The organism is Rhodoplanes sp. Z2-YC6860, from assembly GCF_001579845.1.
Lineage (GTDB): Bacteria > Pseudomonadota > Alphaproteobacteria > Rhizobiales > Xanthobacteraceae > Z2-YC6860.
Genome location: NZ_CP007440.1, coordinates 4,328,166 through 4,351,978, shown reverse-complemented (window position 1 = coordinate 4,351,978; position 23,813 = coordinate 4,328,166). Strand labels below are relative to the sequence as shown.

Below are 23,813 nucleotides of genomic sequence, written 5' to 3'. Positions count from 1 at the left end.
TCCAGACTTAGTCCTTGACGACCTTCGTCTTGATCGCTTCTTCCAAATCTTCCCGCTCCTCGCAGCCTTGCGGGCAGAGCTTGGCGAGCTTGGTAAGGTTGGCCTGCGCCTTGTCGAACTGGCCGAGTTTCACGAACATCTCGCCCTGATATTCCAGCGCGCCCTTGTGCTCGGGATTGTAATCCAGCGCCTTGGCATAGAACGTCTGGGCACCCTTCATGTCGCCCTCATGGCGCAGACTGAAGCCGAGCAGATTGTAGACATCGGCATGCTGAATGCCCTTGTCGATCATGCCGGTGAGCTCGGTGATGGCGCTCTTGTAGTCCTTGGCTTTGATGCTGGCGCGCACCGCGGTGAGGTCCGGGGCATCGGTGCTCTCCATGTTGTCGACGGCGAGCACCGGGGTCGCGGCAACGCCGGTGAGGAGTGCAAAGGCGATCAGGGTCGAACGAAGAGTTTTCATGAGTCTTTCTCCTTTCAAAAGCTTGGGGTCACGAAGGCCGAGGGAGGCCGGCTCGATCGGAACGCATCCGTCCCGATCGATCGCATGTGGATGGTTCAGGCGGCTGGGCGGCTTTTAGTGTTTGGGCGTGATCTTTTCCGAAAACCGCTTCACACTTTTCGGGATCACGCCCTAGGCCGAGACCGTCGTGAACGCGTAGTGGTCGCCGTCCTTGACGAACTGACCGGTGCCGGGGAACGGGAAGTGCGCACCGCAGATCATCATCTTGTCGGCAATCACCTGGTCGAGCAGTTTCCTGCGGGTCGTGACGGCGAGCGGGCCGTCCTGATCGTAGGTGCCCTGCCATTCCGGATGCGGCGCGAGCAGCGCCGGCACATAGGCCACGTCGTTCGACACCATCAGCGTCTTGTTGCCGGAGCTGACAACGAACGACGCATGGCCCGGCGTGTGGCCCGGCGTGTTGATCAGGCGCACGCCTGGCGCGACTTCCTTCTCGCCGTCGATCAGCCTGAAGTTCTTCCAGTTCGGGAACGAGGCATGGATGCGCTGGCCGAGGCCCTTGCGGGCCTCCGGCAGCTTCTCGATCCGGCCCTCCTCGGTCCACCACTTGTACTCGGCCGACGTGACGATCAGCTCGGCGTCGGGGAACGTCGGCTTGTTGGTGCCCTTTTCCAGGAGGCCGAAGATGTGATCCGGGTGGAAGTGCGAGATCAGGATCTTCTTGATCGACTTCGGATCGATGCCGGCCGCTTGCATGTAGCCCGCGATATGGCCCGCGGTCGGCTGCCACTGGCCGGCGCCGGAGCCGGAATCCACCAGGATGTGCTCGCCGTTGATCTTGAGAACCACGACGGTCAGCGGAATCGGCATGAACTCGGTGATCTGGTGGGCCTTCTCCAGCTCTGCCTTGGTCTCGTCGACCGAGGCGTTGCGGATGAAGCCCGGATCGTGGGGCTTGCGCCAGATGCCGTCATAGAGCGCGGTCACCTCGACCGAGCCGACCTTGTATTTGTGGAAGCCCGGCTTGGGGTCGGGCACGTCTTGCAGGGCGAAAGCCGGAGAAACGGCGAGTTTTCCGGTGAATCCCAGGGCCGCGGCGAACGCGGTCGATGTGACGAAATCGCGACGGTTGAGGTTAGGCATGAACGTCCTCTGTTCGATGGAATTCAGTCGGTTACTGGGGTGGTAGCGACGGACTGAGGACTCTTGCCCGCCAGGGATTATTCCCGGGTCCCGAGAGCTCCGTGGAAGGCCGGCCTAAGCCCTGGAATAAACGCGCCCTTCCCGGAGTCACATGGAGTTGAGTTGACCGCTAACCCCGAAAAAAGTGCCGTTGTCAGAGACTTGTCATATGCCGAGCAGTCAGGATTTCGACACGGAAGCGCTGCCGCACCTCGATGCGGCCTATAACCTCGCCTACTGGCTCACCCGCAACGACGCGGACGCCCAGGACGTGGTCCAGGACGCCTATTTGCGGGCGTACAAGGCCTTTGCCCAGTTTCACGGCGGCGATATCCGGCCCTGGCTGTTAACCATCGTCCGCAACGTCGCCTATCGCTGGCTGTCGGTCCGAAAGCGCAACACCAACGTGGTGTCGATCGAGGATGCGCTGGGCCGTCGCGATGGCGAAGACGGTCCGGCCTTCGAGCCGGCGAGCGAAGACCCCTCGGCCGAGGACGTGCTGATCAGCGACGGCGAACGCTCGCTGGTCCGCCGCGCGCTCGCGAAGCTGACGCCGGCGTTCCGTGAGGTGATCGTGCTGCGTGAATTCGAGGGGCTGTCCTATCAGGACATCGCCTCCGTGCTCGGCATACCGGCCGGCACCGTGATGTCGCGGTTGTCGCGGGCCAGAGCCGACCTCAAAGACGTGTTGACGGGATTGATGCAGAAGGAGAACCAGAATGCGCTGTGATCATGCGCGCGAGCGCATCGGCGCCCTACTCGATGGCGAGCTGTCGAACGGGCAGCGCCAGAGCGTCGCCGAGCACGCCGAAAGCTGTCCGGCCTGCGCGCGCTATCGCGACGAGCTGAAAGAGCTGAGCGCCAAGATTGCCGGCGCGCGTGAGCGTGCGCCGCAGGGGCTCGCCCGGCGCATCCAGGCGCGGCTCGCAGTTGAGCAGCAGTCGGAAATGGCCGAGATCGTCGCGGAGCCTGCGCCGCCGGTGTCGTTTGCGGCGAGGCTCGCCGCGAGGACCCGTAGTTTTACCCCGGTGCTCCGCCAGATCGCCGCCATGCTGGTGGTCTGCGTGCTCTCGGTGTCGGGCACGTGGTGGCATCTGCAGACGGTCGACAATCAGGAGCTGATCAACCGCGACGTGCTCGCCGCCCATGTGCGCTCGCTGATCCAGGACAGCACTGTGCAGGTGGTGTCGAACGACCAGCACAATGTGAAGCCGTGGTTTGCGGGCCGGCTCGAGTTCACGCCGGTGGTCAAGGACCTCAGCGCCGAGGGCTACACGCTGGTCGGCGGCCGGCTCGACTATATCGACGGCAAGCGCGTCGCGGTCGTCGTCTACAAGAAGCGCCTGCACCAGATCAACGTGTTCATCTGGCCGAGCAATGACGCCGATGCGGTGAAGATCGAAACCGCGGAAGGCTACAACATCGCGAGCTGGTGCCGCGGCGGCATGGCGTTCCGCGCGATCTCCGATCTCAACGCGGGCGAGCTGCGGGAATTGCCGGCGCTGTTGTAGCCGAGGCAGGCACCGTCTACCCACGTCATGGCCGGGGCATAGCCGTCCGAAGGACGGCGTCGCTTCGCTCGCCTACGGCCGTCCAAAGGACCGCGTCGCTTCGCTCGCCTATGGTCCCGGCCACGCGTTAGCTTGAGAACTTTGCTCATCTCCGACTCCGACGCGACCCAATTAAATATTTGCGGCGAAAAGCAACGAAAGTTCGAATCCTTGGAATAAAGCGGAGGCACCGCTGATCTTCATCTTCGGGCGGTCAAATCAGAGGAGTGACAGATGGCCGAAGATGAAGGCGACGGCGTCAGCCGGCGTGGTGCTTTGGAATGCATGCTTTGGGCTGGAACGGGCATGCTGTGGACGGTAACAGGCGGTGTCCCGAGTTCCACACTGCTCGGGATTTCCGAAGCCAACGCCGCCGCTACTGGATTTACCTTCCTCCAGATTTCGGACAGCCACATCGGCTTCAATAAGCCGGCCAATACCAACCCCCTCGGTACCTTGGACGAGGCCATTGGCAAAATCGTCGCTTTGCCGAAAAAGCCGAGCTTCATGATTCATACCGGCGATATCACGCATCTTTCGAAGCCGAACGAGTTCGATGACGCCGATCAGGTGATCGGCAAAACCAAGCTCGACACGTTCTACGTCCCTGGCGAGCACGACATCGTCGACGAGCAGCAGGGCAAGGCCTACCTGGACCGATACGGTAAGCGGACGAAGGCCATGGGCACCGGCTGGTATTCGTTCGATCACAACGGCGTGCACTTCGTCGGTTTGGTCAACGTGGCCGATCTCAAGGGTGGCGGCATGGGATCGCTGGGTGCCGAGCAACTCAAGTGGCTCGAAGCCGACCTCAAGGCCAAGACCGCTTCCACGCCCATCGTGGTGTTCGCGCATATCCCACTGTGGACGGTCAGTGCCGAATGGGGCTGGGGCACCGACGATTCGGCTCAAGCACTCGGTTTGCTCAAGCGGTTCGGGTCGGTGACCGTCCTCAATGGCCATATCCATCAGGTGATGCAGAAGGTCGAAGGCTCGGTCACGTTCCATACGGCCCGCTCGACCGCCTTCCCACAGCCCGCGCCTGGTACAGCGCCGTCGCCGGGCCCCATGAAGGTGCCCGACGACAAGCTTCGAAGCGTCCTGGGAACCGCCTCAGTGACAGTGAAGGCGGGGACACAACCGCTGGCAATCGTCGACAAGGCGCTCTCGGAAGCCTGAGTCGCGTCGCGCCATGTCACACGCATCTTTCGCCGACGTTCGGCGGAAGATGCGGCCCCTAGCAATCTTCCTCTCGAAAACGTCGGTCGTCATGTCCATCAAATCTGATCTCACGCTCGCCTTCCTGATCGGGGGGGCGACGTCCTGCATGATCTACGCCGCTGTGGCGCTGCCAGGTCCGGCAAGCATCACCATCGAAAATTTCACGTTCAAGTCCCCGACTCTGAGCGTCCCGGTCGGCACGACGGTGACGTGGGAGAACGACGACGACATCGTGCACACTGTCGTCGCGATCGATGGCAGCTTTCGCTCGCAGGCACTCGACGGCGAAGACAAGTTCGCGTTCAAGTTTGAGACGCCGGGAACTTACGATTACTTCTGCAGTCTCCACCCTCGCATGAAGGGACAGATCGTCGTCACGCCATAGCCGGCGCTAGACGCGGGTATCACGAAGCCTCGGAAAGCTAGCAGGATAGCAATGCAGTTGTTCACCAGGAGCAGTTTGCTGGTCGTCGCGCTTTGGTTGTCGGTCCCGATGGGCGCCAAAGCCCAGGACGTCGCGGCCGGTCAGAAGATATTCAACGCGTGCCGGGCTTGCCATCAGATCGGCGACCACGCGTTGAACTCGATCGGTCCCGTACTGACCGGCGTCGTTGGACGGAAGGCAGGAACGTTTCCCGACTATCACTATTCCGACGCGAACAAGAACTCCGGCATCGTCTGGGACGAACCCACGCTGATGGAGTATCTGCGAAATCCTCAGGTAAAGGTGCCGGGCACCAAGATGATGTTTCCGGGATTGAAGAAAGACGAAGACATTGTAAATGTCATTGGATATCTGAAAACTCAGGTTGTGCCCTGAGACTGTGTTTGCGCGCGGATTGTTTGGGCGACCACGACCGGCATAAGGCTCGACAGCCTAGCGAGAGACCGCCATCCCGTTCTTGAGCCTTGGATAGGTGGCAAGCGGATTGTCGACCGCGATCTTCTTGCGCAAAGCCGGCGAGAAACCGTCCGGCACCACGGCATCGCCGTCGAACTGCCAGTGCGGATAGTCCGAGGCGTACAGCAAAATCTCGTCGGAGCGCAGGTGCTCGATGGCGCGCTCGACAGCTTCCCGGCCGTCCGGCGCATCGAACGGCTGCATGGTCAGCCGGAAGTGGTCGCGGACGATCTCCCATGGCGCGCGGTCGACCCAGGGCACCTCGGTGCGCAAGCCGCGCCAGAACTTGCTGAAGCGCCAGAGGAAGCCTGGCAGCCACGTGACGCCGGACTCCATCAGCACGACCTTCAGCCCCGGATGCTTGGCGAACACGCCCTCGGTGATCAGGCTCGCCATCTGCGACTGGAAGCCTTGCGACTGCGCCGCATAGTCCTCGATGTACCAGGTCGGCCAGCCCAATGACGTGACCGGATTGCGGTAGGACGAACCTGCGTGGATGCCGAGCGGCAGGCCGTGGCGCTCGCAGGCCGCATAGATCGGCCAGAACTGGCGGCGGCCGAGCGGCACCTCCTGCATCACGAGAACCAGCACCTGGACGAAGCGCTTGTCGTTGGCCAGCCGCTCGATCTCGTCGACCGCGTATTCGGGGCTCTGCATCGGGATGACGATGGAGGCGCGAAGCCTGGGATCGCGGTCGAGCCACTCTTTCGCGAGCCAGTCGTTGATCGCCCGGCAGAACGCCGCCGCCATGTCCTCGCTGAACAGGAGCTGCACGCCGTAGAGGCAGTTGAGGATCGCCGTGCCCGACTGCCAGCGGCCGAACACCTGGTCGGCGACCTGCTTGGCGTCCGCCGCCGCGAGGCCGTTTTTGCCGCGCCATTCCGGCCGCGCGGTGAGCGGCGATTTCAGCGGATAGCTGTTGGAGTCGAGCGAGCTCAAGCCCCGGTCAATGACGGAATCCCGCCAGAACGTGTCGAGATACGGCAGCAGCACGCTGACATCCGGCACGCTCGGATGGACGTCGCAGTCGATGGCACCCGGTTCGGACATGCGCTTAATCAGCCTTGATGTTGGAGGCCTGAGTAACCTCTTTCCAGCGCGCGATCTCCTTGGTCATCCAGGCGCGCAGTTCGACCGGCGTGGTGCCGTATGAATTGATGCCGAGATTCTTGACGCGATCCAGGAAGGCATCCGAGGCGACGATGGCGCGGATGTCGGCGGACAGCTTCTCGACGATCGGCGCGGGCGTTAAGCCCTGCGCCACCACGGCGTTGAACGCGATGACGTCGACGCCCGGATAGGTTTCCGAGATGGTCGGCACGTTGGGCGCGCCAGGCAGCCGGTCGGCGCTGGCGCTCGCGATCAGCTTCAGATCGCCGGTCTCGACGTAACGCCGCGCCGAGTGCCAGATGTCGAACATCAACGGCACCCGCCCCGCGATCACGTCGGTGAGCGCCGGCGCGCTGCCGTTGTAGTTGATGTGGATGAAGTTCTGGGCCGGGATGCCGGTGCGCTGGCGCAGCATCTGCCCGGCCAGATCGCCGATCCCGCGCGGCCCAGGCGAGGTGTAATTGACCGGCTGCTTCTTGGCGACCGCGACCACGTCGGCCACGGTTTTGACCTCGAAGTATTTGTTGGCGACGAGCGCGGCTGGCTGCACCGCGATCATGCTGACCGGCGCGAAATCCTTGGCGGTGTCGTAGGGCAGCGACTGGCTGATCGCGGGATTGATGAGGAGCGAATTGGTCGCCATCAGCAGCGTCAGCCCGTCCGGCGCGGATTTCGCAACCGCTGCGGTCGCAACAATGGTGCCGGCGCCGGGCCGGTTCTCGATCACCACGGTCTTGCCGCCCCAACGCATCGAGAGGAGGTCCCCCAGGATACGGGCCACGACGTCGGTCGGGCCGCCGGCCGCAAACGGCACCAGTATCTTCACCGGCCCGTTCGGATAGTCGGCGACAGGATCGGCCTGCGCTCGAGTTGCGGCCAATGTCAGCAATCCAAGCAGGACGAGCGTTCTTCTGACGCTTCTCATGACGGCGCTTCTCCCGCCACGAGGTTAGCCCGCGAATGGATCGTTGCGCCAGCGGCTCGCGCTGAAGCCGAAGTTCCACTATCTGTGGGTGCGATTGGCAGGCGCACCGCCGGCGCGAAAGGTCGACGATGGATATCGGTGTCTACACGTTTGTCGAGAACACGCCGGATCCCGGCACCGGACGGCTGCTCGATCCGGTGCAGCGGCTGCGCGATCTGATGGAAGAGATCGCGCTGGCCGATCAAGTGGGCCTCGACGTGTTCGGCATCGGCGAGCATCACCGGCCGGACTTTCTGGCGTCAGCGCCGCAGATGCTGCTTGCGGCCGCGGCCGAGCGCACCAAGCGCATCCGGCTGTCGACCGCGGTGACGGTGCTGAGCTCCGACGATCCGGTGCGGGTCTATGAGCAGTTCGCAACGCTGGACCTGCTGTCCGGCGGCCGCGCCGAGATCATGGCGGGACGCGGCTCGTTCATCGAGTCCTTCCCGCTGTTCGGCTATGACCTCAACGATTACGACGAGCTGTTCGCCGAGAAGCTCGAACTGCTGATCGCGGTGCGCGACCACGAGCGCCTGAGCTGGCAGGGCCGGCACCGCCCTCCTCTGCATGATCAGGCGGTCTATCCGCGCGCGCCGCACAAGATTCCGATCTGGATCGCGGTCGGCGGCAACCCGCCGTCGGCCGTTCGCGCCGGCACCCTGGGCCTGCCGATGGCGCTGGCGATCATCGGAGGCATGCCCGAGCGCTTCGCACCGTTCGTCGAGCTGTTTCACAAGGCCGCCGCCCATGCGGGCCACGATCCCAAGACACTGCCGGTCGGCATCAACACCCACGGCTACGTCGCCGACACCTCACAGCAGGCGGCCGACGAGTTCTTTCCGAGCTACGCCGCGCAGATGAGCCATATCGGCCGCGAACGCGGCTGGCCGCCGACCACGCGGGCGCAGTTCAATTCAGGCCTGCCGTTGCAGGGGCACCTCATGATCGGCAGCCCCGAACAGGTGATCGAGAAGACCCTCTATCAGCATGAGAAGCTCGGCCATCAGCGCTATCTGATGCAGATGAGTGTCGGCACCATGCCGCATGCCAAGACCATGCGGTCGATCGAGCTGTTCGGCACGAAGGTCGCGCCTGCGGTGAAGCAGGCGCTCAAGGATTCTCAGCCGCGCCGGGTCGAGGTCGACACCGACGGACCGGCGGCGTCGCGGTTGTAGATGTCCTCGCGGAACTGGATGACGCCGTCCGGCGTCGCCCAGGCGGTGACATAGACCCAGTAGAGCGGCACGGGCTTGCTCAGCCGCGCGTCTTTGCGCTCGCCGCTCTTGATCACCGCGTCGATCTCCTGGCGCGACCAGCCGGGCGTCTCGTTCAGGAGCCAGTTCACCAGCTCGCGGACGTTCTGCACGCGCACGCAGCCCGACGAATGGAAACGCTGATCCTCGCCGAACAGGTTCTTGAGCGGCGTGTCATGCATGTACACGCCGTCCTTGCTCGGGAAGTTGATGCGGATCGAGCCGAGCGAATTGAAGTCGCCCGGGTCCTGCTTGAAGCGGTAGTTCACCGCCTCCTGCGAATACCAGTTGATCCGCGAGGGCGTGAGTTCCTCGCCGCGCATGTCGAAGATGCGGATGCGGTTGTTGGTGAGATAGTCCGGCTCCGCCTGCATCTTCGGGATGAGGTCGCGCCGCACGATCGAAACCGGCACCGTCCAGTACGGATTGAAGTTGATCTCGATGATCTTGCTGTTGATGTCGGGCGACGGCCGGTCCGGCTTTCCGGCGACGGCGGTGTGCCGCGACACCGCGACGTTGCCCTCGATCGCCTCGATCCGCGCTGCTGGGATGTTGCAGAGCACGTAGCGGGCGCCGAGGTTGCCGCTCATGCTGCGCAGCCGCACCAGGTTGGTCTGGAGCTGTGCCAGCCGCACCTGCGCCGGCACATTCATCGCCTTCAGCGTCTGGTCCCTCACGATGCCGTCGACCGAAAGGCCGTGCCGTGCCTGGAAGCGCCGCACCGCGGCTTCGACATAGGAATCGTAAACGTCGCTCACGCCGGCGTTGGCGTCGAGATCGCCCGACGTGATCAGCCGCTGGCGGAGCGCAATCACCGCCGGCTGCCGGGCGCCGAGTCGCAGCCGGTCGGACCTCGCCACCTCGGGCCAGCCGCCCTTGGTGACGATGCCATTGAACTGCTCGATGGCCTGCGCGGTGTGCTCGACAGTCGCGGGCGACAGCGTCGGCAGCGACGCCTTGGGCATCTGGATGTTGCGCGAGGCGGAATCGAAGCCCTGCCCGTAGTCGCCGCTGACCGTTTCGTCGATCAGGGCGTCGAGCATCTGGTCCCGGCTCTGAGCGAAGGCCTGGGTGGCGGCAAGCCCGCCGGTCACGGCCGCAGCCTGTGTGAGGCCCCGCAGCACCGTGCGGCGGGAAATGTGGCGGTGGTCCGATGTCGTCATAGCGTCCCCGATGGCCCAGGCCCCCGATCGTCACGATCAGGTCTCAAGCGCCCGATAGCGAAGCCCCCGAATCCAAAGATTGAAGTGGCTGTACCAAAAGCCGATTCCGCTCGGCAAGCCCCAGCCGATCAACCCTTTGGGATCGGTAGGGGGATGGCTGGGCGAATTTGTGACCAGGGCCCGGCAAGCCGCGGCCATCGTCCACAGTTCGCTGTTCCGACCGAAGGACGACTTGCCGCATCCCAGCGCGATACTCGGCAAGTCCGAAATGCCCGGGACGCACAGGCCGAGGCTATTCCGGTGTCAGAAGAATCTCTGATGCGGCGCTTAGGCCGCTTTTCAAGTTCGCCGGCTACGCTCACGGAGTTGCGGACGTAGCTCAATGCTAGAGCAGTATGTCCGGCATACAGATGGTGGTTCGTGCCCACCCGTCCACACGTCCTCACAACCCTTGGCACCCCAGGCCAAGGGTTGTTTTTTGAGATGTCGAAGCGACGCCGCTTCTTCATTTACCGGCCGGCACCACGGCGATAGCGACGACATGTGCCGTCCCCCGGTCAACGATCCACCGGCGGCCGCGTTAAGCTAAATACGAAAAACAAATTGCTGGGCCACGAATAGAACCTACGCTGCCTCCCTGGCCGGGTGGCGGAGAGGCGACGCGCGGGGTTCCGCAAAACCCCGATAGCCTTGGTTCAATTCCAGGGCCCGGCCTCCATACACACAGTGTGCGATTTCGCACGGCGACACTGTTCGATCTGGCGAATCTTGCGCTCAAGCAAGCGGCAATCCCCGCCTCTTCAGCGCTTGCCCAGACCCCGCCAACCCACGGCGGGGTCTTTTACTTTCTGACAACAGAGACCTCTGGCGCTTCGCATTCGGCCTCACATCAACCGACGGGCCGCTACATTCCCCCTTGTATGCCCTGCAACCGGTCCATGGCTGAATTTCCCGTCGAGTGTGGCACCGGCTTGCCTTGCGGCGGCTGCCCGGACTTTTGAACGGCGGTCCGATTTTTCGTGGAGGTCGAGGTACCGGTCACCGGGGTGGTGCGCTTGCCGCTGCCCGCATCAGAAGACGCAGTTCCCAAGCGAGCAGGAGTAGTGGTGTTGCCGACAGGTGCTTTGGCACTTGCGCACCATCCGGAATTGACGGTCAAGGTCAGTACCATTGCGGAGAATAAGCTGGTCGAAACAACCCGCATGAATGCCTCCCGTTAGAATGCCGATCAGAAACACATGGAGTATGCACGGCCGGACACGCCATTGCCAGAATACCCTGGCGGTTACGTCCGCGCGGACACGCATAAAAGAGCTGCTTCGCAAACTTGCGCTTGTGCGCTCATGCGAAAGCTATGAGTTATCACCGATCAGGAAATCTTCTGATCACAAGAGAGAAATGCGCGGCTGTCGGTGACATTCACCCGTCGAGCCACGGATTCACCTTGAGGGTTTTCCTTAATTGCGGACTCCGTTTCGTGCCTTGAGGAAACGCGATCTATAAGCCGCCGGTCTCAATCGACGTTTGTAAAGAGCCCGTGGCACCACTGATTTTCATACTCCAGAAATTCTGGAAGCACGTGAAGCTTTCAACGAGCACGACTGTCGTTAAGCCGCACGATCTGGTGACGCGAAGAAGGACACTCAAATCCAACATCCTGAAAATGCCACGCAAAAAACCGCGACCGCCAAAGCCAAAAGATTGAATTGGTCGCGGCCAAATAAGTTACGACCGCTCCACCATCAGGCACCCATCAACAGCATTGGCTGTGCAGGCCGTAGTGCCGATACGAGCGCGCGCAATTTGGGCCGCATTGCTATCTCGGCGGCTGCTCACTTGTCGTAAGAAATCCCGCAGGCCTGCTTGCCGCACCAATTCAGGTGACAATGCGCGTCGAGCGCGCAACTGATCTGCACCCAGGCGAAATACCCGCACACCGCAGCAGCAACCAGACCCGTGGCAAGCTTGGTGCTCATGCCGCCTTCACTTCTTCCGCCGCCATTCGGCTGAGCTCATCGCGGGACTTGCCTCTGTTTTCCGGCAACCCGATGAGCCTCATATACGCGGCAACGCATCGCGCTTCGTATTTCGCCCGGGCTTCTTGCTCTGGTGTCATCTCCCTTGGTCGGATTTCGCCGCTCTTGGGTTCACCTGTCTGCGGGGAGTCTTCCCCCCGTCGTTGGCGTCGTCGAAGTGGTCCTTTTACGCGTCCGCAGCACCACAGTGCCGCGCCCCTTACACTGGCACCATTTCAGATTACGCCGATTTAATCTTCCCTCCTTCAAATCGCCACAGCTATGAGGGACAGTCATCGCGATCGACATTGGGAAGCCCCTCGATCACCACGCGAAAACCCCGCCAGAATTGGCGGGGTTTTTGTTTTCAGCGGTCGTTGGCATAGGGCCGAGCACGGCAAAACCTCGCAAAGGACCGAACAGCGAATTATGCGAGCTGTCCAAATTCCAGCGCAACGCGCCGTCATCGATGAGTATTGCGGCTGCTACAGGCACTAAGCGTTCTTTATGGTATCGGGTGCGAGAAGGTCGCCTTCTTCTCGCACCCGACTTTTTTACTTACGCACACCAGCGAATTTTGAATTCACCCAATCGATATGCTCCTCGTTTGCCTTCCGCTGGGCGTCGCTCACCAAGAACTTCTCGGTGAGAAAAACCGCGACTTGCCACGCGATGATGAAGTTCACGACGTAGAAGCCGAGAAACACCAGAAGGCTCGCGTTCGGTGAGTAACTCTCGACGAGCGAACTCACGGCTACTCCGATCGCGTCGAGGATGACAACGCATACAACGAATATTCCAATGACCTGCATCGGGATCTGTTCTCCATCAAGTCGCCCTTGATCGAGACAATGCCGATGAAAGCCTTTTGGTGAGTGCGCGGATCGTCGCTGCGGCGATCGAGCCGCATGCCAAAGCTATTGAGCGATTGCGAGAGCCTCTCAGGGCGCCGGTTACGAACAGAGAGCGCCCCGTGAAACGAGGTGCTCTCCACAGTTCTCTGGCGCGAGTCAGCGACTCGCTACGCCGCTGCTTTCGGTATCAGAGCCGATACAGAATCTGATCGGTCCAGAAGCGCTCGAGCCGATGCAGCGACTTGTTCAGCGTCGTGAACTCGTCGGCGGTGATGCCACCAACCTGCTCCACCGTGCGCACGTGCTTCTGGTAGAGCGCCTCGACGATGTCACGCACCTCGCGGCCGGTCTCGGTCAGACGGATGCGAACCGAACGACGGTCGACGCGCGAGCGCTGGTGATCGAGGAAGCCCATCTCGACGAGCTTCTTCAGATTGTACGACACGTTGGAGCCGAGATAGTAACCGCGCGTGCGGAGCTCGCCCGCGGTCAGCTCCTTGTCGCCGATGTTGTAGAGGAGCAGCGCCTGCACCGAATTGATGTCGGAGCGCCCTCGCCGGTCGAACTCGTCCTTGATGACATCAAGCAATCGCCGATGCAGCCGCTCCACGAGCGTCAAGGCATCGAGATAGAGCGGCCGGATAAGATCGAACTTGGCCTGACGATCGGCCGGTTCGACCGCTTTCATTACGGTCTTCATTCTGACGCCTTCCATATCGTTTTTTATACGCACCAACGGGCCCTGTTTTCCCGTCGATGCCCTGGACGATAAGCGACGCGGCTGAAGATCAGCTTAAATTGTAGAATAAACTTTGGGTTTATCGCCGAAGGTAAACTGCCGGTAATTTCAAATGCATGCGCGCTGCTTTACGCAGCGTTCACCCTGCCCCGCTCGACAACGCCGATAAAACGGCGACTTCCGCAAATCACAGCGGCAGATGGTATGTAGAGACCAGAACAATCGGCGCCGGTGCGAAAACGAATGCGTAAGCATGATCGGCGCCGAAGCAGCGCAAACGGCGTTCCAAACTGGGATTCCCGCAGCTAAGGAGTGTCAGTTTCGTTATCAACGATCGTGGCGGAATCCTTCGACCATTGGTGCTCGGCGTTGCAATGCGGGCATTCGATCTTGCCGATGAAGGGTGGGATCAACACGAATGACGAACGCTCGATCTCGATGCCGGTGTCGATCAACTTCCCAGTAGCATCGCAAGGCGTGAAAATTCTCGACATTGCAGTTGAGTCCCCTCCACAGGGTTTAAGACTAAACGCGGAGAGACCCAGCCCACTACTAAATTTGACACATATGCCGAGAGGGCTGCACCACTGGCAGCCGGATTAACGGCGACCGCGCGTAGCGATCAGATGAATGGCCGATTGGGCCGCTCTCGCGGCAGCTCGTAGCTCGCGAGGTTGGTCAGGGCCTCGCGGTCCAACAGCTCGAAACGCCGCTCTTTCCAGCGGATCGCTTTGGTGGCCGACAGGCGCCTCAGGGTCTTGTTGGTGTGGACCAACGACATGCCGAGCATGTCGGCAACGTGCTGTTGCGTGAACGGAAACTGGATCGTGTTCCCCTTGGCAAGACCCACCTCCTCGGCACGCTGAAACACCGCGAGCAAAAGATAAGCGAGCCGCTCAAGCGCAGTCCTCCTGCCGATGCTGAGCAGATGTTCGTCGAGAATCTGCTCCTCGCGCGCTGCGAGCCAGGTGACGTCGAACGCAAGCGTCGGGTAGTCGCGAAAAAGATTCCAAAGCTTGTCGCGCGGAAAGACGCAGAGCGTCATGTCGGTCAGCGCTTCGACCGAATGCTGCATCTCGTCGTTGACCGAGCCTTGCAGGCCGAGGAAGTCGGAAGGCAGCGCGAAGTTCAGGATCTGACGGCGGCCGTCAGCCAGCGATTTGTATCGAAACGCCCAGCCCGACAAAATTGTATAGAGGTGCGCGCTGTTGGTTCCCTGCAGGAGAATGTTGGTGCCAGCCTGCACATTGAGCTCGCCCGATTTGAATTCGGTAACGAACTCGAGCTCCTTGGCCGAGAATTCACGCAACGCGTGAATGCCGCGTAGCGGACATTTCTCGCACGGCACTTTGCGGCCGGAAGGCGGTGGTACAGCAGCAGCGAGAGCAGAGGCGGCGGTCATACAGCCAGCACCAAGTCGTTTCGAACGGCCCGTACAACAGCCGGCCGGCACAAAAAGTTCCATCGCCGGTGTCCGGCTCTTGTCGGATTATTCCTGGCGCGCGAACACAGCGAATCGCGGCGCGCGATCAACGGTCTCGAAGGAAACGAATAATGCCGGAAAAGTCGCGCGGTCCCTCCCCGCTCTCGACGTAGCGGCCGTAGAGATCGGCGGCGTCGGCCCCGAGCGGGGTCGCAGCGCCCGCGGATTTCGCCGCGTCCTGTGCGAGCTTCAGATCCTTGAGCATCATCGCCGCGGTGAAGCCCGCCTGATAATCGCGATTGGCGGGCGAAGTGGCCACCGGGCCCGGCACGGGGCAATAGGCTGTCATCGACCAGCACTGGCCCGACGACTTCGATGAAATGTCGAACAGCTTCTGCGCGTCGAGGCCGAGCTTCTCGGCGAGCACGAATGCTTCGGATACGGCGATCATCGACACGCCGAGGATCATGTTGTTGCAGATCTTGGCGGCTTGGCCATTCCCGGCGCCGCCGGCGTGCACGATGGTCTTGCCCATCTTTTCCAGAAACGGCTTGGCACGCGCGAAGGCCTGGTCGCTGCCGCCGACCATGAAGGTCAGCGTGCCGGCCTGCGCGCCACCGGTGCCGCCCGACACCGGCGCATCCAGCATCGGCAGGCCCTTGCCGTCGGCCGCAGCCGCAACGGCGCGCGCGCTGTCGACGTCGATGGTCGAGGAGTCGATGAGCAGCGTGCCGGGCCCGGCGGCTGCGAGCACGCCGTCCGGACCGAGATAGACTTCGCGGACGTGCTGGCCCGCGGGCAGCATGGTGACGATGACTTCGGCGCCCGTCACGGCGGCCTTGACGCTCGGAGCTGCCGTGCCGCCGGAGGCAACCAGCGCATCGGCCTGTGCCTTGGTGACGTCGAAGCCCTGGACCTTGTGGCCGGCCTTGAGAAGGTTCTGCGCCATCGGCAAACCCATGTTGCCGAGGCCGATGAAGCCAATGGTCGCCATGTGCGTTCTCCCGGTTTTGGGTGATTAAAGCCGGGAAGGCTGCGAGGCGACAAGCGCCGGCCGATTAAACCTTCGGAGGACGAAAAAATTTACTCGATCAGGTCGTCCGCGGTCGCGAGCAGCGCCTGAGGGACAGTCAGTCCGAGTACCTTTGCGGTCTTGAGATTGACCGCAAGCTCGAACTTGGTCGGCTGCTCGATCGGCAGATCGGATGGGTGCGCGCCCTTGAGGATGCGGTCGACGTAATAGGCCAGCCGCCGATACGACGATTCCAGATGCGGCCCATAGGTGAACAGCGCGCCGCTCCTGGCAAAAACCGGCCAGCCGGATACGACCGGTATGCGCAGCTTGAGGCCGAAGTCGATGATGCTCTGGCGGTACTCGATCGCAAAGCCGTCGGCGAACAGCGAAATCGCCTGCGGCGGATCGCTCGCCATAGCGGTGTAGGCGCGATCGAGCTCGTCACGGCTCCGGGTTGCGAAATAGTCGGTCCGCAAGCCGAGCTGCTGCCCATAGTCCTGCGTGTAGTTGCGCTCCAGATGCTCGCCGGGATGCGCCGGATTGGCCACGATCGCAACGCGGCGCAGATTTGGAATGATGTCGCGCAGCAGCTCCAGACGCTTGCCGTTGAACTCGGCTGCCATGAAGGTCAGGCCGGTCATGTTGCCGCGCGGACGCGCCAGGCTGTCGGCGAAGCCGGCCGTGACAGGGTCGCCACTGAACACATAGACCAAGGGGACAGGCAGGTTGAGCTTGGCGGCTTCGGAAACTGCGCTTCCCTGCACCAGGATGACATCGGCATTGCGCTTCACCAGCTCGGCGGCAAGCGCCGGCACGCGACCGAGATCGTCATCGCCGAAGCGATAGTCGATCACGAGATTTCGCCCCTCGACGTACCCGATATCGGCGAAGGCCCCGCGCAACGCGGCAAGGAACGGGATCAGGCTCGATTCCCGCTGCGCCGTGAGCCATCCGATGCGGGCGACTCTGCCTTTGTCTTGCGCGCCGGCGGCATGCGGCCACGCGAGTGCGGCGGCCCCGAGAGCACCGAGAAATACACGTCGCCGCATGGCCGCTCCTGGCTCTGCGAACAGTAGCGCTTCAAATACGCACGCGATACGGGTGGAAAACGGCTTCGCTCCCGTAACTCGTTATCGCTTCATTCTACTGCGGCTCGATCTTGGCGTCCTTGGCAAGCTTCTTGGCGATCACGGCCTCCTTGGCGATACGCGCGTCGAAGGCTTCCGGCGTCATGATCAGCTCTTCGACGCCGAGCTTGCCGAGCTTCTCCTGCACCGACGGAGTCTTGATCGCCTTGACGATGCTGGCGTGCATCTTGGCGACCACGTCGCGCGGCGTCTTCTTCGGCACGAAAGCACCGACCCAGAAATCGAAATCGCTGTCCGGCACACCAGCCTCGATCGAGGTCGGCACGTCGGGGAGCGCCGAGGCCCGCTTGGAGCTCGCCACCGTGAGCGCCAGCAGCTTGCCGTCCCGGATCAGCGGCAGCGCCGGCGTGATGGGCGCGAAATAGATGTCGATGCGGCCGGTCATCGTTTCGGTCAGCGCTTCCGGCGCACCCTTGAACGGCACGAGCTGGCCCTCGAAGCCCGCGGCGAGGCGGAAGCGCTCCATGGCGAGGTGCGGCGGCGTACCGATGCCGGCCGCGCCGTAGTTGATCTGGCCCGGGTTGGCCTTCGCCTTGGCGACCAATTCCTTGACGCTCTTGATGCCCTTGCTCGGCGCCACGACCAGCACCATCGGCACGTTGCCGAGCGGCGTGATGGCCGAGAAGTCGGCGACCGGATCGTACGGCACGTTGGCCTGGATCGCCGGCACCGTGACGATCGCATTGGAATGGATCAGCATGGTGTAGCCGTCAGGATCGGCCTGCTTGACTTGGTTGGAGCCCACGGTGGTGCCGCCGCCCGGCCGGTTCTCGACCACGAAGGACTGACCGACATCGTGGCCGACCTGCTCCAGCACCGTGCGCGGCACGAGATCGGTGGCGCTGCCCGGCGCATAGGGCACCACGACACGAACCGCTTTGGTCGGCCAATCCGCCGCACGCGCCGGGCCCATGGCCGGCAGGCCTGCGGCCACGGCGGTCAGCGAGCCCATTCCGGCTTTGAGAATTTCGCGGCGGTTCACGGCAGTCTCCCCCATTCGGATACGCAAAGCGTGCGGTCGTGCCCTCGCGGCACCCGCAGCCAAAGCTATGTCATCGAAGCTATAGCGCCCCGGCGCCTGTGAAGGCTAGTTCGGATGCTCGCGGGCCGACTGAATGGCCAGAAACAGGTAACCGAACAGCAGCAGAAACTCGGCGACCACGACGAGCATCCGGCCGCCATAGACCTGCGGGAAGAACACCTCGACGGCTGCCATCGACACCGCGGCGGTGAGCCACACCACCGCGCCCCAGGCGGCCGCGAGCCAGAGCCCGACCGCCGCCACGAGATCGATCACGGCGAAGAAGATCGTCGCGGTCTGCCACGGGGTCGGCTGATATTCGAAACCGTCGGTCGGGCCGGTGAAGCCACACACGATGGCCCAGTGATAGAGCCCCTTGGTGAGCGACAGCACCGCCATGACGCGCAGGAAGATGACCAGCCGGCCGGTCCAGCGCGTCTCCTGGACCTCGGGCTCGCCGGCGTGAACGGGCTCGAGATTGCGGATCGGATCGTTGGGGACGGCGTGCTGGTCGGTCATCCGCGCACCAGTTCAGGCGGCTGCCACTCGCCGTCCGGCAGCGGCGCAAAGTGCCGCGCGACCTCGGCGTCGCTCACCTCGGCAAGCGCTGCCGGCTGCCATTTCGGCGCGTTGTCCTTGTCGACAATCACCGCGCGCACCCCTTCGTAGAAATCGTGGCCATGGATGACGCGGGACACTATGCGAAACTCGGTCGCCATGCACGCTTCGAATGCAAGGTCCTTGCCCTTGCGCACCTGCGCCAGTGCGATTTTCAGCGCGACCGGCGATTTGGCTCGGATTGTGGCGGCTGCTTTCTGCGCGAACTCGCCGCCATCGGCATCGAGGGCGGCGAGAATGTCCTCGACGCGGCCGCCCGCGAACAGCCGGTCGATGGTGCTCCGGTGCGGCGCGAGCTTGGACTCGCTCGCTGCATCTTTTGTGGGGGCCGCAAAGGCCGCGAGCATCGCGTCGACCGGCGCAGTTCCGCACAGCGCTTCGACCAGGTCGGTAAACCGCGGCGACGCCACGCGATGGGTGGCGATGCCGGCCGCGATTCCATCGGCCGCGCCGAAGCGCTCGCCGGTGAGCGCGCAATAGGCGCCGAGCTCGCCCGGCATGCGTGGCAGAAACCAGGTCGCGCCGACATCTGGAAAAAAGCCGATGCCGACCTCGGGCATCGCGAACAGATAGCGGTCGCCCGCGACGCGGTGCGAGCCATGCGCCGACACGCCGACACCGCCGCCCATGCAGATGCCGTCGATTAGCGACACATAAGGCTTGGGATAATGCTTGATGATCGTGTTGAGGACGTACTCTTCGCCGTAGAACGCCAGCATCTCGGCATGCCGTCCCGACGTGCCGGCGTCATACAGCGCGCGGATATCGCCGCCGGCCGAGAACGCCTTGCCGCCCGCAGCGGTGACCACGACACGCGTCACCGACAGATCGTTCCGCCACTTCTCCAGCTGCGCGGTAAGCGCCCGCACCATGCCGAGCGTCACGGCATTGAGCGCCTGGGGCCGGTTCAGCGTGACAAGGCCCGCGGCGCCTTTTCTGGCAAACAGGATTTCGGGCTCTGCGGGAGTCATCCTGGAAGACTTGCTGTTATCGATGAGCCATAGCGTGGAGCACAGGAAAAGGCCCGGCGCAAGCACCGGGCCTTTTCCGCCTGCCGCCCTACGCGGGCCTATTCCTCAGAACAAGCCCCCGCGCTCATCATGGCCTTTTCCGCTTCTTCGCGCGTCTTGTACACGGTGCCGCCCACGATGACGGTGGTGGAAAGCGTCGGCCGCTGATTGACGACGGTGCAACGCCTCGCGACAGGATCGCGCACGATATAATATCCGTCGGCGGCAAGCGCGGGCGTCACGACAGCAGCCATCGCAATCACTGTGCTCTTCAAGGCTCGCATGTGGCCTCCCAAGTTGGATCGACGGAGATCGCCATTCGTCATTGCAACCTCAAAACGATTCTGATCGTTCCGATTGCCGCGACGCGACCTTTCCGAACAGCCATTCATCATTGGCGCAAAACTGTGGTCGTCACGCGCGAGACGATCGTTGCGAATCAAATCGCAGCCGCAGAGCGAGTTCCGTTGTGTGTGCGTCAATGGAACGCAGGACGCCCGATCACGTTGTCATGCGGTCGCGCTCGCCAGCGGGCGCTTTTCAGATGAGGGAGTCCGGAATGAAGAAAGCCATCCTGCAAGCTTCAGTCGTTGCCGCAGTCGTTGCGTTCCCAATCATGGCCCATGCCCAAGGCACGCTGCGTGGTGCAGCCGAAGGCGCTGAGGAAGGCGGACGGGCCGCGGGTCCGGTCGGCGCCATCGTCGGCGGCACCGTAGGTGCGGCAACGGGCACCGTGGAAGGCATCCTGGGTGTCGACGACCGTCCGCGCTTCCGCGACTACGTGGTGCGCGAGCGCCGCCCGTCCTACCACTATCGTGAGCAGGTCCGCGTCGGCGCCGTGCTGCCGGAGGCCGGCGTGACCTATTACGACGTGCCGGCCGAATATCACGTGCGGCCTGGTTACCGCTACACCGTCGTCAACGAACGGCCGGTGATCGTCGAGCCGCGCACGCGTCGGATCGTGGAGGTCATCGACTAACGTCGAGGCCTACTGAAGCAAAAAGCCCGGCCACTTGCGGCCGGGCTTTTTGTCGTCGATGGCGCACGCCTCAGAGCTGCTTCACCGGCTTCGGATCGAGATTGAAGATCCGCGCGGCGTTGAGCCCCAGGATGTTGCGCTTGGCCTGTTCGGAGAGGAACGGCAGGTCGGTGATCTCACTCGGCAGATCGAAATCGAAGTGCGGCCAGTCCGATGCGTAGAGGAGCTGCGTGTCCGCCTTGATCATGTCGAGCGTGCACTCCAGCCCCTTCATGTTTGTCGATTCCATCGGCTGCGTCGTGTACCAGCAATGGTCGCGCATGTATTCCGACGGCAGCCGCTTGAGCTGCGGCGCTTCCGACGGCCGCATCAGGAACTGATCGTCGAGCCGCTGCATCACGAACGGCACCCAGGCGAGACCGGACTCGATCCAGATCACCTTGAGCTTGGGGAAGCGAGCCGGAATGCCGTTCAGCACCCAGTTCGTGCAATGCACGATGTTGGGCCACGCGAAGCCCAGCGCGTGCATGCCGAGGAAGCGGTTGACGGTCTTCAGCGACGGATCGTCCCAGTGATAGCCGGCGTGGAAGGAGAGCGGCATACCGGTCTCCTCGATCATGCGGTAGAGGCGCATGTACTTGTTGTGGTGCACGGCCGAGTGGCGGGTCGACGGAATGGCGAAACCGATGATGCCCTTCTTGCCGGCGGACTCGGTCACGATCCGCTCGCATTCCTCGGGGCTGTGAAACGGCAGCACCGCGAGGAACTTGATGCGGTCGTCGGCGGATAGAAGCTTCTCCGACATCCACTTGTTGTAGGCGCGCGACAGCCAGATCTCCATTTCCGGCTGCGGATGCATGCCGAGGAACAGCATCGGCGTCGGAAACACCACCATGTTGTCGACGCCGAGCGAGTCCATGGCGCGACGGGTGAGCGTCACGTCGCGATGCACGCTCACGTCTTCGACCTTCTCGCGCAGGCCGTCCTGGTGCGGGATGCGGCCGCCGACGCTCTGATAGCGCAGGCCGAGATCGCCGTTGAGACCGTACGGCGGCGCGCCGATGCGGTCGCGGTGGAAGTGCAGCGCCTGATCGCGGATCACTGGATCGTCGATGTACTGCACGATCTCCTGCCACGACACGGTCTCGACGTGGTGCGCGTCGACGTCGACCACGAACCAGTCCTGAAGCTTTCTGCGCCGCGCCGCGATCTTGGCGTGCCGGAGGATTTCACGGCTGTCGGTCGAGGTGTCGATCACCTGGGCCGGCAGCATCTGCGGCACGCCCACCACTGGCTGGTTCATGGCTTGCTCCCTGCATTTCCTGTCGCAACGCGAGTTGTATGATGATGTTCGTCCGGCATGGGATCGTTCTCGCCGGGCCGTCTCCGGAACCAAAGTCCGAGCTCCATCGGGCCGAGATGCACGTCGCGCAGCATCTCGGAGACGGCGACCAGCATCTCGGTCGCGGTCACGGTCTCGGGCCCCTCCTGCACGATCGCCGGCACCGGCCGGTCCTCGAGCTCGGACTTCGCATAATAGAGCCGCACCGCGGCGGTGATGATCTGGGCCAACGCCTCGTCGGAGACTCGCGCGGCCTCGCCCTTCTCCACCAGCTCTTTCGCCGAGCGATGCAGGTCCGCGGCGTAGCGGTCGATCCAGCCGAATTCGTCGTTGGCGCGATCAGACGACGACATACAGGTTGCCGTCCTTGTGCTCGAGCTTGACCTTGCGCAGCTTGACCTTGTCGTAGCCCTGGTTGGCGCCGGTCTTGAGATCGAACTCATAGCCGTGCCACGAGCAGACCAGATTGGTGACGCTCTCTTCGTAGGCCAGTTCGCGGACGGTGCCGTCGGCGGCGAGCGGCTCGATCACGCGCTTGTACAAGCGGCCCTGGCAGACCGGGCCCTGGCGGTGCGGGCACTCGTTGTGCCAGGCGACGAACTCGCCATCCACCTTGAACACACCCACTTCGGTGCCGTCGCAGGACACGACCCGGCGGTCGCCATCCTTCAGCTCGTCGGCGCGGCACACGAGATACGATTGGGGCATTCCTCACTCCGTTTCCTTGTTCCGGCGATGGAACCGCACGGCGCCGTTTCATCGGCGCTCAGAGCGGGTCCAACATAGGCGAATCGCGCCTTCTTTTCCAATTACTCGAACTTGATGTTTGCCGACTTCACCACCGCCGACCAGCGCTCCACCTCGGACTTCATCTGCGCCGTCAGCTCTGCCGCGCTGCTGCCAATTGCGGTGCCCGACAGGCTTTTCAACTTGGCCTTGTAATCGTCAGAGGCGCCAATCTTCCGCGCTGCAGCTTCGAGCTTTTTGACGATCGGTGCGGGTGTGCCGGCCGGCGCCATGAGCGCGTACCACGTGCCGGCGACCAGGTCCGGAACGCCCGCTTCGGCGAGCGTCGGCACATCGGGCAGTTCGGCGATGCGCGAGGCCGTCGTTATGGCAAGCGCGCGAATGTTGCCCTCCCTCACCTGCGGCACCACGGCCGGCGTCTCGACGAAACCGAACGCCGTCTGATTGCCGAGGAGGCTCGTCACGGATTCGTTGCTGCTGCGATAGGAGATCGCGGTGGCCGGCGCGCCCGTCTTGATCTTGAACGCCTCGATCGGCAGCGTGAACACCGGCGACGGCGTCGGATAGTTGGCCTTGCCAGGATTGGCCTTGAGCCATGCCACCAGCTCGGCGATCGTCTTGGCCGGATGGTCCTTGTTGACGACCACCAGCAGCGGGTAGTCGGCCATCATCGAGATCGGCTCGAAGTCCTTGAAGACGTTGTAGGGAATGTTCGGCCAGATCGCCGTGCCGATGGTCATGGCGCCAGCCGCCGCGCCGAGCAGCGTGTAGCCATCGGGCGCCGATTTCGCCACGGTGTCCGGCGCGAGCCGGCCGCCGCCGCCCGGCTTGTTCTCGATCAGAAATGTGCCGCCCAGGTTCTCCTGAAGCTTCTGGGCGACAATGCGCGCGACCGTATCGGTGCCGCCGCCGGCCCCGAAGCCGATCACGATCCGCACCGGGTGGCTGGGATAGTCGGTCTGCTGTGCGCTCGCTGCTCGCGGCCACAAGGCCGCCGCGCCAGTCAAAGCGATGAACTCACGCCGCCTCATTCCATCCCTCCAGATTCCCCGTTGCACGGATCGTAACGGCGGGTGCCGCGTTCCGTATAGAGAT

At 63.0% G+C, this 23,813-nt stretch carries 27 protein-coding genes and 1 tRNA gene; 8 read left to right on the top strand and 20 right to left on the bottom strand.

From position 1 onward, the window contains the following. Window positions 1–7: 7 nt before the first annotated feature. On the bottom strand, window positions 8–463 hold the full coding sequence (locus RHPLAN_RS20195) for a tetratricopeptide repeat protein (protein WP_068021249.1): 456 nt from the start codon (window positions 461–463) through the stop codon (window positions 8–10). Window positions 464–634: 171 nt separating this feature from the next. After that, window positions 635–1,606, bottom strand: a complete 972-nt coding sequence (locus tag RHPLAN_RS20190) for an MBL fold metallo-hydrolase (RefSeq protein WP_068021247.1) — start codon at window positions 1,604–1,606, stop codon at window positions 635–637. Window positions 1,607–1,814: 208 nt separating this feature from the next. Between RHPLAN_RS20190 and RHPLAN_RS20185 the strand changes: the two genes are divergently transcribed. From RHPLAN_RS20185 to RHPLAN_RS20165, 5 genes are all read left to right on the top strand, one after another. Further along, window positions 1,815–2,375, top strand: a complete 561-nt coding sequence (locus RHPLAN_RS20185; RefSeq protein WP_068021245.1) for a sigma-70 family RNA polymerase sigma factor — start codon at window positions 1,815–1,817, stop codon at window positions 2,373–2,375. Beyond that, window positions 2,365–3,156, top strand: a complete 792-nt coding sequence (locus RHPLAN_RS20180; RefSeq protein ID WP_068021243.1) for an anti-sigma factor family protein — start codon at window positions 2,365–2,367, stop codon at window positions 3,154–3,156. Before RHPLAN_RS20185 ends, RHPLAN_RS20180 begins: the two co-directional genes overlap by 11 nt. Window positions 3,157–3,429: 273 nt before the next feature. Then, window positions 3,430–4,374 (top strand): metallophosphoesterase family protein, encoded by a 945-nt coding sequence (locus tag RHPLAN_RS20175; protein WP_068021241.1) that lies wholly within the window; start codon window positions 3,430–3,432, stop codon window positions 4,372–4,374. Window positions 4,375–4,465: 91 nt separating this feature from the next. Then, window positions 4,466–4,801 carry a cupredoxin domain-containing protein gene (locus RHPLAN_RS20170; RefSeq protein WP_084245251.1) on the top strand — a complete coding sequence of 112 codons (336 nt, stop codon included), beginning with the start codon at window positions 4,466–4,468 and terminating at the stop codon, window positions 4,799–4,801. A 51-nt stretch (window positions 4,802–4,852) separates the two neighbouring features. Beyond that, window positions 4,853–5,236 carry a c-type cytochrome gene (locus RHPLAN_RS20165; protein WP_068021238.1) on the top strand — a complete coding sequence of 128 codons (384 nt, stop codon included), beginning with the start codon at window positions 4,853–4,855 and terminating at the stop codon, window positions 5,234–5,236. A 57-nt stretch (window positions 5,237–5,293) separates the two neighbouring features. Here the strand turns inward: RHPLAN_RS20165 and RHPLAN_RS20160 are convergent, their stop codons facing one another. Beyond that, window positions 5,294–6,367 carry an amidohydrolase family protein gene (locus RHPLAN_RS20160; RefSeq protein WP_068021236.1) on the bottom strand — a complete coding sequence of 358 codons (1,074 nt, stop codon included), beginning with the start codon at window positions 6,365–6,367 and terminating at the stop codon, window positions 5,294–5,296. A 4-nt stretch (window positions 6,368–6,371) separates the two neighbouring features. Further along, window positions 6,372–7,352 carry a Bug family tripartite tricarboxylate transporter substrate binding protein gene (locus tag RHPLAN_RS20155; protein ID WP_084245249.1) on the bottom strand — a complete coding sequence of 327 codons (981 nt, stop codon included), beginning with the start codon at window positions 7,350–7,352 and terminating at the stop codon, window positions 6,372–6,374. A 128-nt stretch (window positions 7,353–7,480) separates the two neighbouring features. On the opposite strand from RHPLAN_RS20155, the gene RHPLAN_RS20150 reads away from it, so the two are divergent. Beyond that, window positions 7,481–8,566 carry an LLM class flavin-dependent oxidoreductase gene (locus tag RHPLAN_RS20150; protein WP_068021232.1) on the top strand — a complete coding sequence of 362 codons (1,086 nt, stop codon included), beginning with the start codon at window positions 7,481–7,483 and terminating at the stop codon, window positions 8,564–8,566. Here RHPLAN_RS20150 and RHPLAN_RS20145 read toward each other — a convergent pair. After that, window positions 8,512–9,807, bottom strand: coding sequence for a L,D-transpeptidase family protein (locus RHPLAN_RS20145; RefSeq protein WP_068021230.1), 1,296 nt, complete (start codon window positions 9,805–9,807; stop codon window positions 8,512–8,514). The genes RHPLAN_RS20150 and RHPLAN_RS20145 overlap by 55 nt on opposite strands. A gap of 639 nt (window positions 9,808–10,446) precedes the next feature. Between RHPLAN_RS20145 and RHPLAN_RS20135 the strand changes: the two genes are divergently transcribed. Continuing rightward, a tRNA-OTHER gene (locus RHPLAN_RS20135) sits at window positions 10,447–10,525 on the top strand. Between the two features lie 1,114 nt (window positions 10,526–11,639). Here RHPLAN_RS20135 and RHPLAN_RS39510 read toward each other — a convergent pair. From RHPLAN_RS39510 to RHPLAN_RS20090, 11 genes are all read right to left on the bottom strand, one after another. Continuing rightward, complete coding sequence (locus RHPLAN_RS39510; RefSeq protein ID WP_157100382.1) at window positions 11,640–11,783, bottom strand: hypothetical protein; 144 nt, start codon at window positions 11,781–11,783, stop codon at window positions 11,640–11,642. A 593-nt stretch (window positions 11,784–12,376) separates the two neighbouring features. Continuing rightward, window positions 12,377–12,574, bottom strand: coding sequence for a hypothetical protein (locus RHPLAN_RS20130; RefSeq protein ID WP_157100381.1), 198 nt, complete (start codon window positions 12,572–12,574; stop codon window positions 12,377–12,379). 289 nt (window positions 12,575–12,863) lie between these two features. Beyond that, the gene (gene ldtR, locus RHPLAN_RS20125; RefSeq protein WP_442971779.1) at window positions 12,864–13,364 is read right to left on the bottom strand and encodes a transcriptional regulator LdtR; all 501 of its coding nucleotides are present in this window, start codon (window positions 13,362–13,364) and stop codon (window positions 12,864–12,866) included. Window positions 13,365–13,720: 356 nt separating this feature from the next. After that, complete coding sequence (locus tag RHPLAN_RS39505; RefSeq protein ID WP_157100380.1) at window positions 13,721–13,870, bottom strand: hypothetical protein; 150 nt, start codon at window positions 13,868–13,870, stop codon at window positions 13,721–13,723. 167 nt (window positions 13,871–14,037) lie between these two features. Beyond that, window positions 14,038–14,817: a Crp/Fnr family transcriptional regulator gene (locus tag RHPLAN_RS20120; protein ID WP_068021224.1), complete on the bottom strand. Its 780-nt coding sequence runs from the start codon at window positions 14,815–14,817 to the stop codon at window positions 14,038–14,040. A gap of 127 nt (window positions 14,818–14,944) precedes the next feature. Next, window positions 14,945–15,832, bottom strand: a complete 888-nt coding sequence (gene mmsB / locus RHPLAN_RS20115) for a 3-hydroxyisobutyrate dehydrogenase (protein ID WP_068021222.1) — start codon at window positions 15,830–15,832, stop codon at window positions 14,945–14,947. A gap of 89 nt (window positions 15,833–15,921) precedes the next feature. After that, window positions 15,922–16,902 (bottom strand): ABC transporter substrate-binding protein, encoded by a 981-nt coding sequence (locus tag RHPLAN_RS20110; RefSeq protein ID WP_068021219.1) that lies wholly within the window; start codon window positions 16,900–16,902, stop codon window positions 15,922–15,924. A 94-nt stretch (window positions 16,903–16,996) separates the two neighbouring features. Continuing rightward, window positions 16,997–17,983, bottom strand: coding sequence for a Bug family tripartite tricarboxylate transporter substrate binding protein (locus RHPLAN_RS20105; protein ID WP_198164429.1), 987 nt, complete (start codon window positions 17,981–17,983; stop codon window positions 16,997–16,999). 105 nt (window positions 17,984–18,088) lie between these two features. After that, window positions 18,089–18,541 carry a DUF6163 family protein gene (locus RHPLAN_RS20100; RefSeq protein WP_068021215.1) on the bottom strand — a complete coding sequence of 151 codons (453 nt, stop codon included), beginning with the start codon at window positions 18,539–18,541 and terminating at the stop codon, window positions 18,089–18,091. Further along, window positions 18,538–19,611, bottom strand: a complete 1,074-nt coding sequence (locus tag RHPLAN_RS20095) for an enoyl-CoA hydratase/isomerase family protein (protein ID WP_068021214.1) — start codon at window positions 19,609–19,611, stop codon at window positions 18,538–18,540. The genes RHPLAN_RS20100 and RHPLAN_RS20095 overlap by 4 nt, the downstream gene beginning before the upstream one ends. 98 nt (window positions 19,612–19,709) lie before the next feature. Continuing rightward, window positions 19,710–19,934, bottom strand: coding sequence for a hypothetical protein (locus tag RHPLAN_RS20090; RefSeq protein WP_084246581.1), 225 nt, complete (start codon window positions 19,932–19,934; stop codon window positions 19,710–19,712). Window positions 19,935–20,209: 275 nt separating this feature from the next. On the opposite strand from RHPLAN_RS20090, the gene RHPLAN_RS20085 reads away from it, so the two are divergent. After that, window positions 20,210–20,629, top strand: a complete 420-nt coding sequence (locus tag RHPLAN_RS20085; protein WP_068021210.1) for a DUF1236 domain-containing protein — start codon at window positions 20,210–20,212, stop codon at window positions 20,627–20,629. A gap of 70 nt (window positions 20,630–20,699) precedes the next feature. Here the strand turns inward: RHPLAN_RS20085 and RHPLAN_RS20080 are convergent, their stop codons facing one another. The 4 genes from RHPLAN_RS20080 to RHPLAN_RS20065 all read right to left on the bottom strand — a co-directional run bounded on the left by RHPLAN_RS20080 (window position 20,700) and on the right by RHPLAN_RS20065 (window position 23,749). Beyond that, on the bottom strand, window positions 20,700–21,932 hold the full coding sequence (locus RHPLAN_RS20080) for an amidohydrolase family protein (protein WP_068021208.1): 1,233 nt from the start codon (window positions 21,930–21,932) through the stop codon (window positions 20,700–20,702). Then, window positions 21,929–22,324, bottom strand: coding sequence for a hypothetical protein (locus tag RHPLAN_RS20075; RefSeq protein ID WP_198164428.1), 396 nt, complete (start codon window positions 22,322–22,324; stop codon window positions 21,929–21,931). The genes RHPLAN_RS20080 and RHPLAN_RS20075 overlap by 4 nt, the downstream gene beginning before the upstream one ends. Continuing rightward, window positions 22,311–22,679, bottom strand: coding sequence for a Rieske (2Fe-2S) protein (locus RHPLAN_RS20070; RefSeq protein WP_068021205.1), 369 nt, complete (start codon window positions 22,677–22,679; stop codon window positions 22,311–22,313). The genes RHPLAN_RS20075 and RHPLAN_RS20070 overlap by 14 nt, the downstream gene beginning before the upstream one ends. 101 nt (window positions 22,680–22,780) lie before the next feature. Further along, a complete protein-coding gene (locus RHPLAN_RS20065; RefSeq protein ID WP_068021202.1) occupies window positions 22,781–23,749 on the bottom strand; it encodes a Bug family tripartite tricarboxylate transporter substrate binding protein in 969 nt (322 codons plus the stop codon). Between the last annotated feature and the right edge of the window lie 64 nt (window positions 23,750–23,813).

Bases quoted from the DNA above. Each gene is read 5' to 3' on its own strand.
- RHPLAN_RS20195 (WP_068021249.1), bottom strand. From the start codon at position 463: ATGAAAACTCTTCGTTCGACCCTGATCGCCTTTGCACTCCTCACCGGC.
- RHPLAN_RS20190 (WP_068021247.1), bottom strand. From the start codon at position 1,606: ATGCCTAACCTCAACCGTCGCGATTTCGTCACATCGACCGCGTTCGCC.
- RHPLAN_RS20185 (WP_068021245.1), top strand. From the start codon at position 1,815: ATGCCGAGCAGTCAGGATTTCGACACGGAAGCGCTGCCGCACCTCGAT.
- RHPLAN_RS20180 (WP_068021243.1), top strand. From the start codon at position 2,365: ATGCGCTGTGATCATGCGCGCGAGCGCATCGGCGCCCTACTCGATGGC.
- RHPLAN_RS20175 (WP_068021241.1), top strand. From the start codon at position 3,430: ATGGCCGAAGATGAAGGCGACGGCGTCAGCCGGCGTGGTGCTTTGGAA.
- RHPLAN_RS20170 (WP_084245251.1), top strand. From the start codon at position 4,466: ATGTCCATCAAATCTGATCTCACGCTCGCCTTCCTGATCGGGGGGGCG.
- RHPLAN_RS20165 (WP_068021238.1), top strand. From the start codon at position 4,853: ATGCAGTTGTTCACCAGGAGCAGTTTGCTGGTCGTCGCGCTTTGGTTG.
- RHPLAN_RS20160 (WP_068021236.1), bottom strand. From the start codon at position 6,367: ATGTCCGAACCGGGTGCCATCGACTGCGACGTCCATCCGAGCGTGCCG.
- RHPLAN_RS20155 (WP_084245249.1), bottom strand. From the start codon at position 7,352: ATGAGAAGCGTCAGAAGAACGCTCGTCCTGCTTGGATTGCTGACATTG.
- RHPLAN_RS20150 (WP_068021232.1), top strand. From the start codon at position 7,481: ATGGATATCGGTGTCTACACGTTTGTCGAGAACACGCCGGATCCCGGC.
- RHPLAN_RS20145 (WP_068021230.1), bottom strand. From the start codon at position 9,807: ATGACGACATCGGACCACCGCCACATTTCCCGCCGCACGGTGCTGCGG.
- RHPLAN_RS39510 (WP_157100382.1), bottom strand. From the start codon at position 11,783: ATGAGCACCAAGCTTGCCACGGGTCTGGTTGCTGCTGCGGTGTGCGGG.
- ldtR (WP_442971779.1), bottom strand. From the start codon at position 13,364: ATGAAAGCGGTCGAACCGGCCGATCGTCAGGCCAAGTTCGATCTTATC.
- RHPLAN_RS20120 (WP_068021224.1), bottom strand. From the start codon at position 14,817: ATGACCGCCGCCTCTGCTCTCGCTGCTGCTGTACCACCGCCTTCCGGC.
- mmsB (WP_068021222.1), bottom strand. From the start codon at position 15,832: ATGGCGACCATTGGCTTCATCGGCCTCGGCAACATGGGTTTGCCGATG.
- RHPLAN_RS20110 (WP_068021219.1), bottom strand. From the start codon at position 16,902: ATGCGGCGACGTGTATTTCTCGGTGCTCTCGGGGCCGCCGCACTCGCG.
- RHPLAN_RS20100 (WP_068021215.1), bottom strand. From the start codon at position 18,541: ATGACCGACCAGCACGCCGTCCCCAACGATCCGATCCGCAATCTCGAG.
- RHPLAN_RS20095 (WP_068021214.1), bottom strand. From the start codon at position 19,611: ATGACTCCCGCAGAGCCCGAAATCCTGTTTGCCAGAAAAGGCGCCGCG.
- RHPLAN_RS20090 (WP_084246581.1), bottom strand. From the start codon at position 19,934: ATGCGAGCCTTGAAGAGCACAGTGATTGCGATGGCTGCTGTCGTGACG.
- RHPLAN_RS20085 (WP_068021210.1), top strand. From the start codon at position 20,210: ATGAAGAAAGCCATCCTGCAAGCTTCAGTCGTTGCCGCAGTCGTTGCG.
- RHPLAN_RS20080 (WP_068021208.1), bottom strand. From the start codon at position 21,932: ATGAACCAGCCAGTGGTGGGCGTGCCGCAGATGCTGCCGGCCCAGGTG.
- RHPLAN_RS20075 (WP_198164428.1), bottom strand. From the start codon at position 22,324: ATGTCGTCGTCTGATCGCGCCAACGACGAATTCGGCTGGATCGACCGC.
- RHPLAN_RS20070 (WP_068021205.1), bottom strand. From the start codon at position 22,679: ATGCCCCAATCGTATCTCGTGTGCCGCGCCGACGAGCTGAAGGATGGC.
- RHPLAN_RS20065 (WP_068021202.1), bottom strand. From the start codon at position 23,749: ATGAGGCGGCGTGAGTTCATCGCTTTGACTGGCGCGGCGGCCTTGTGG.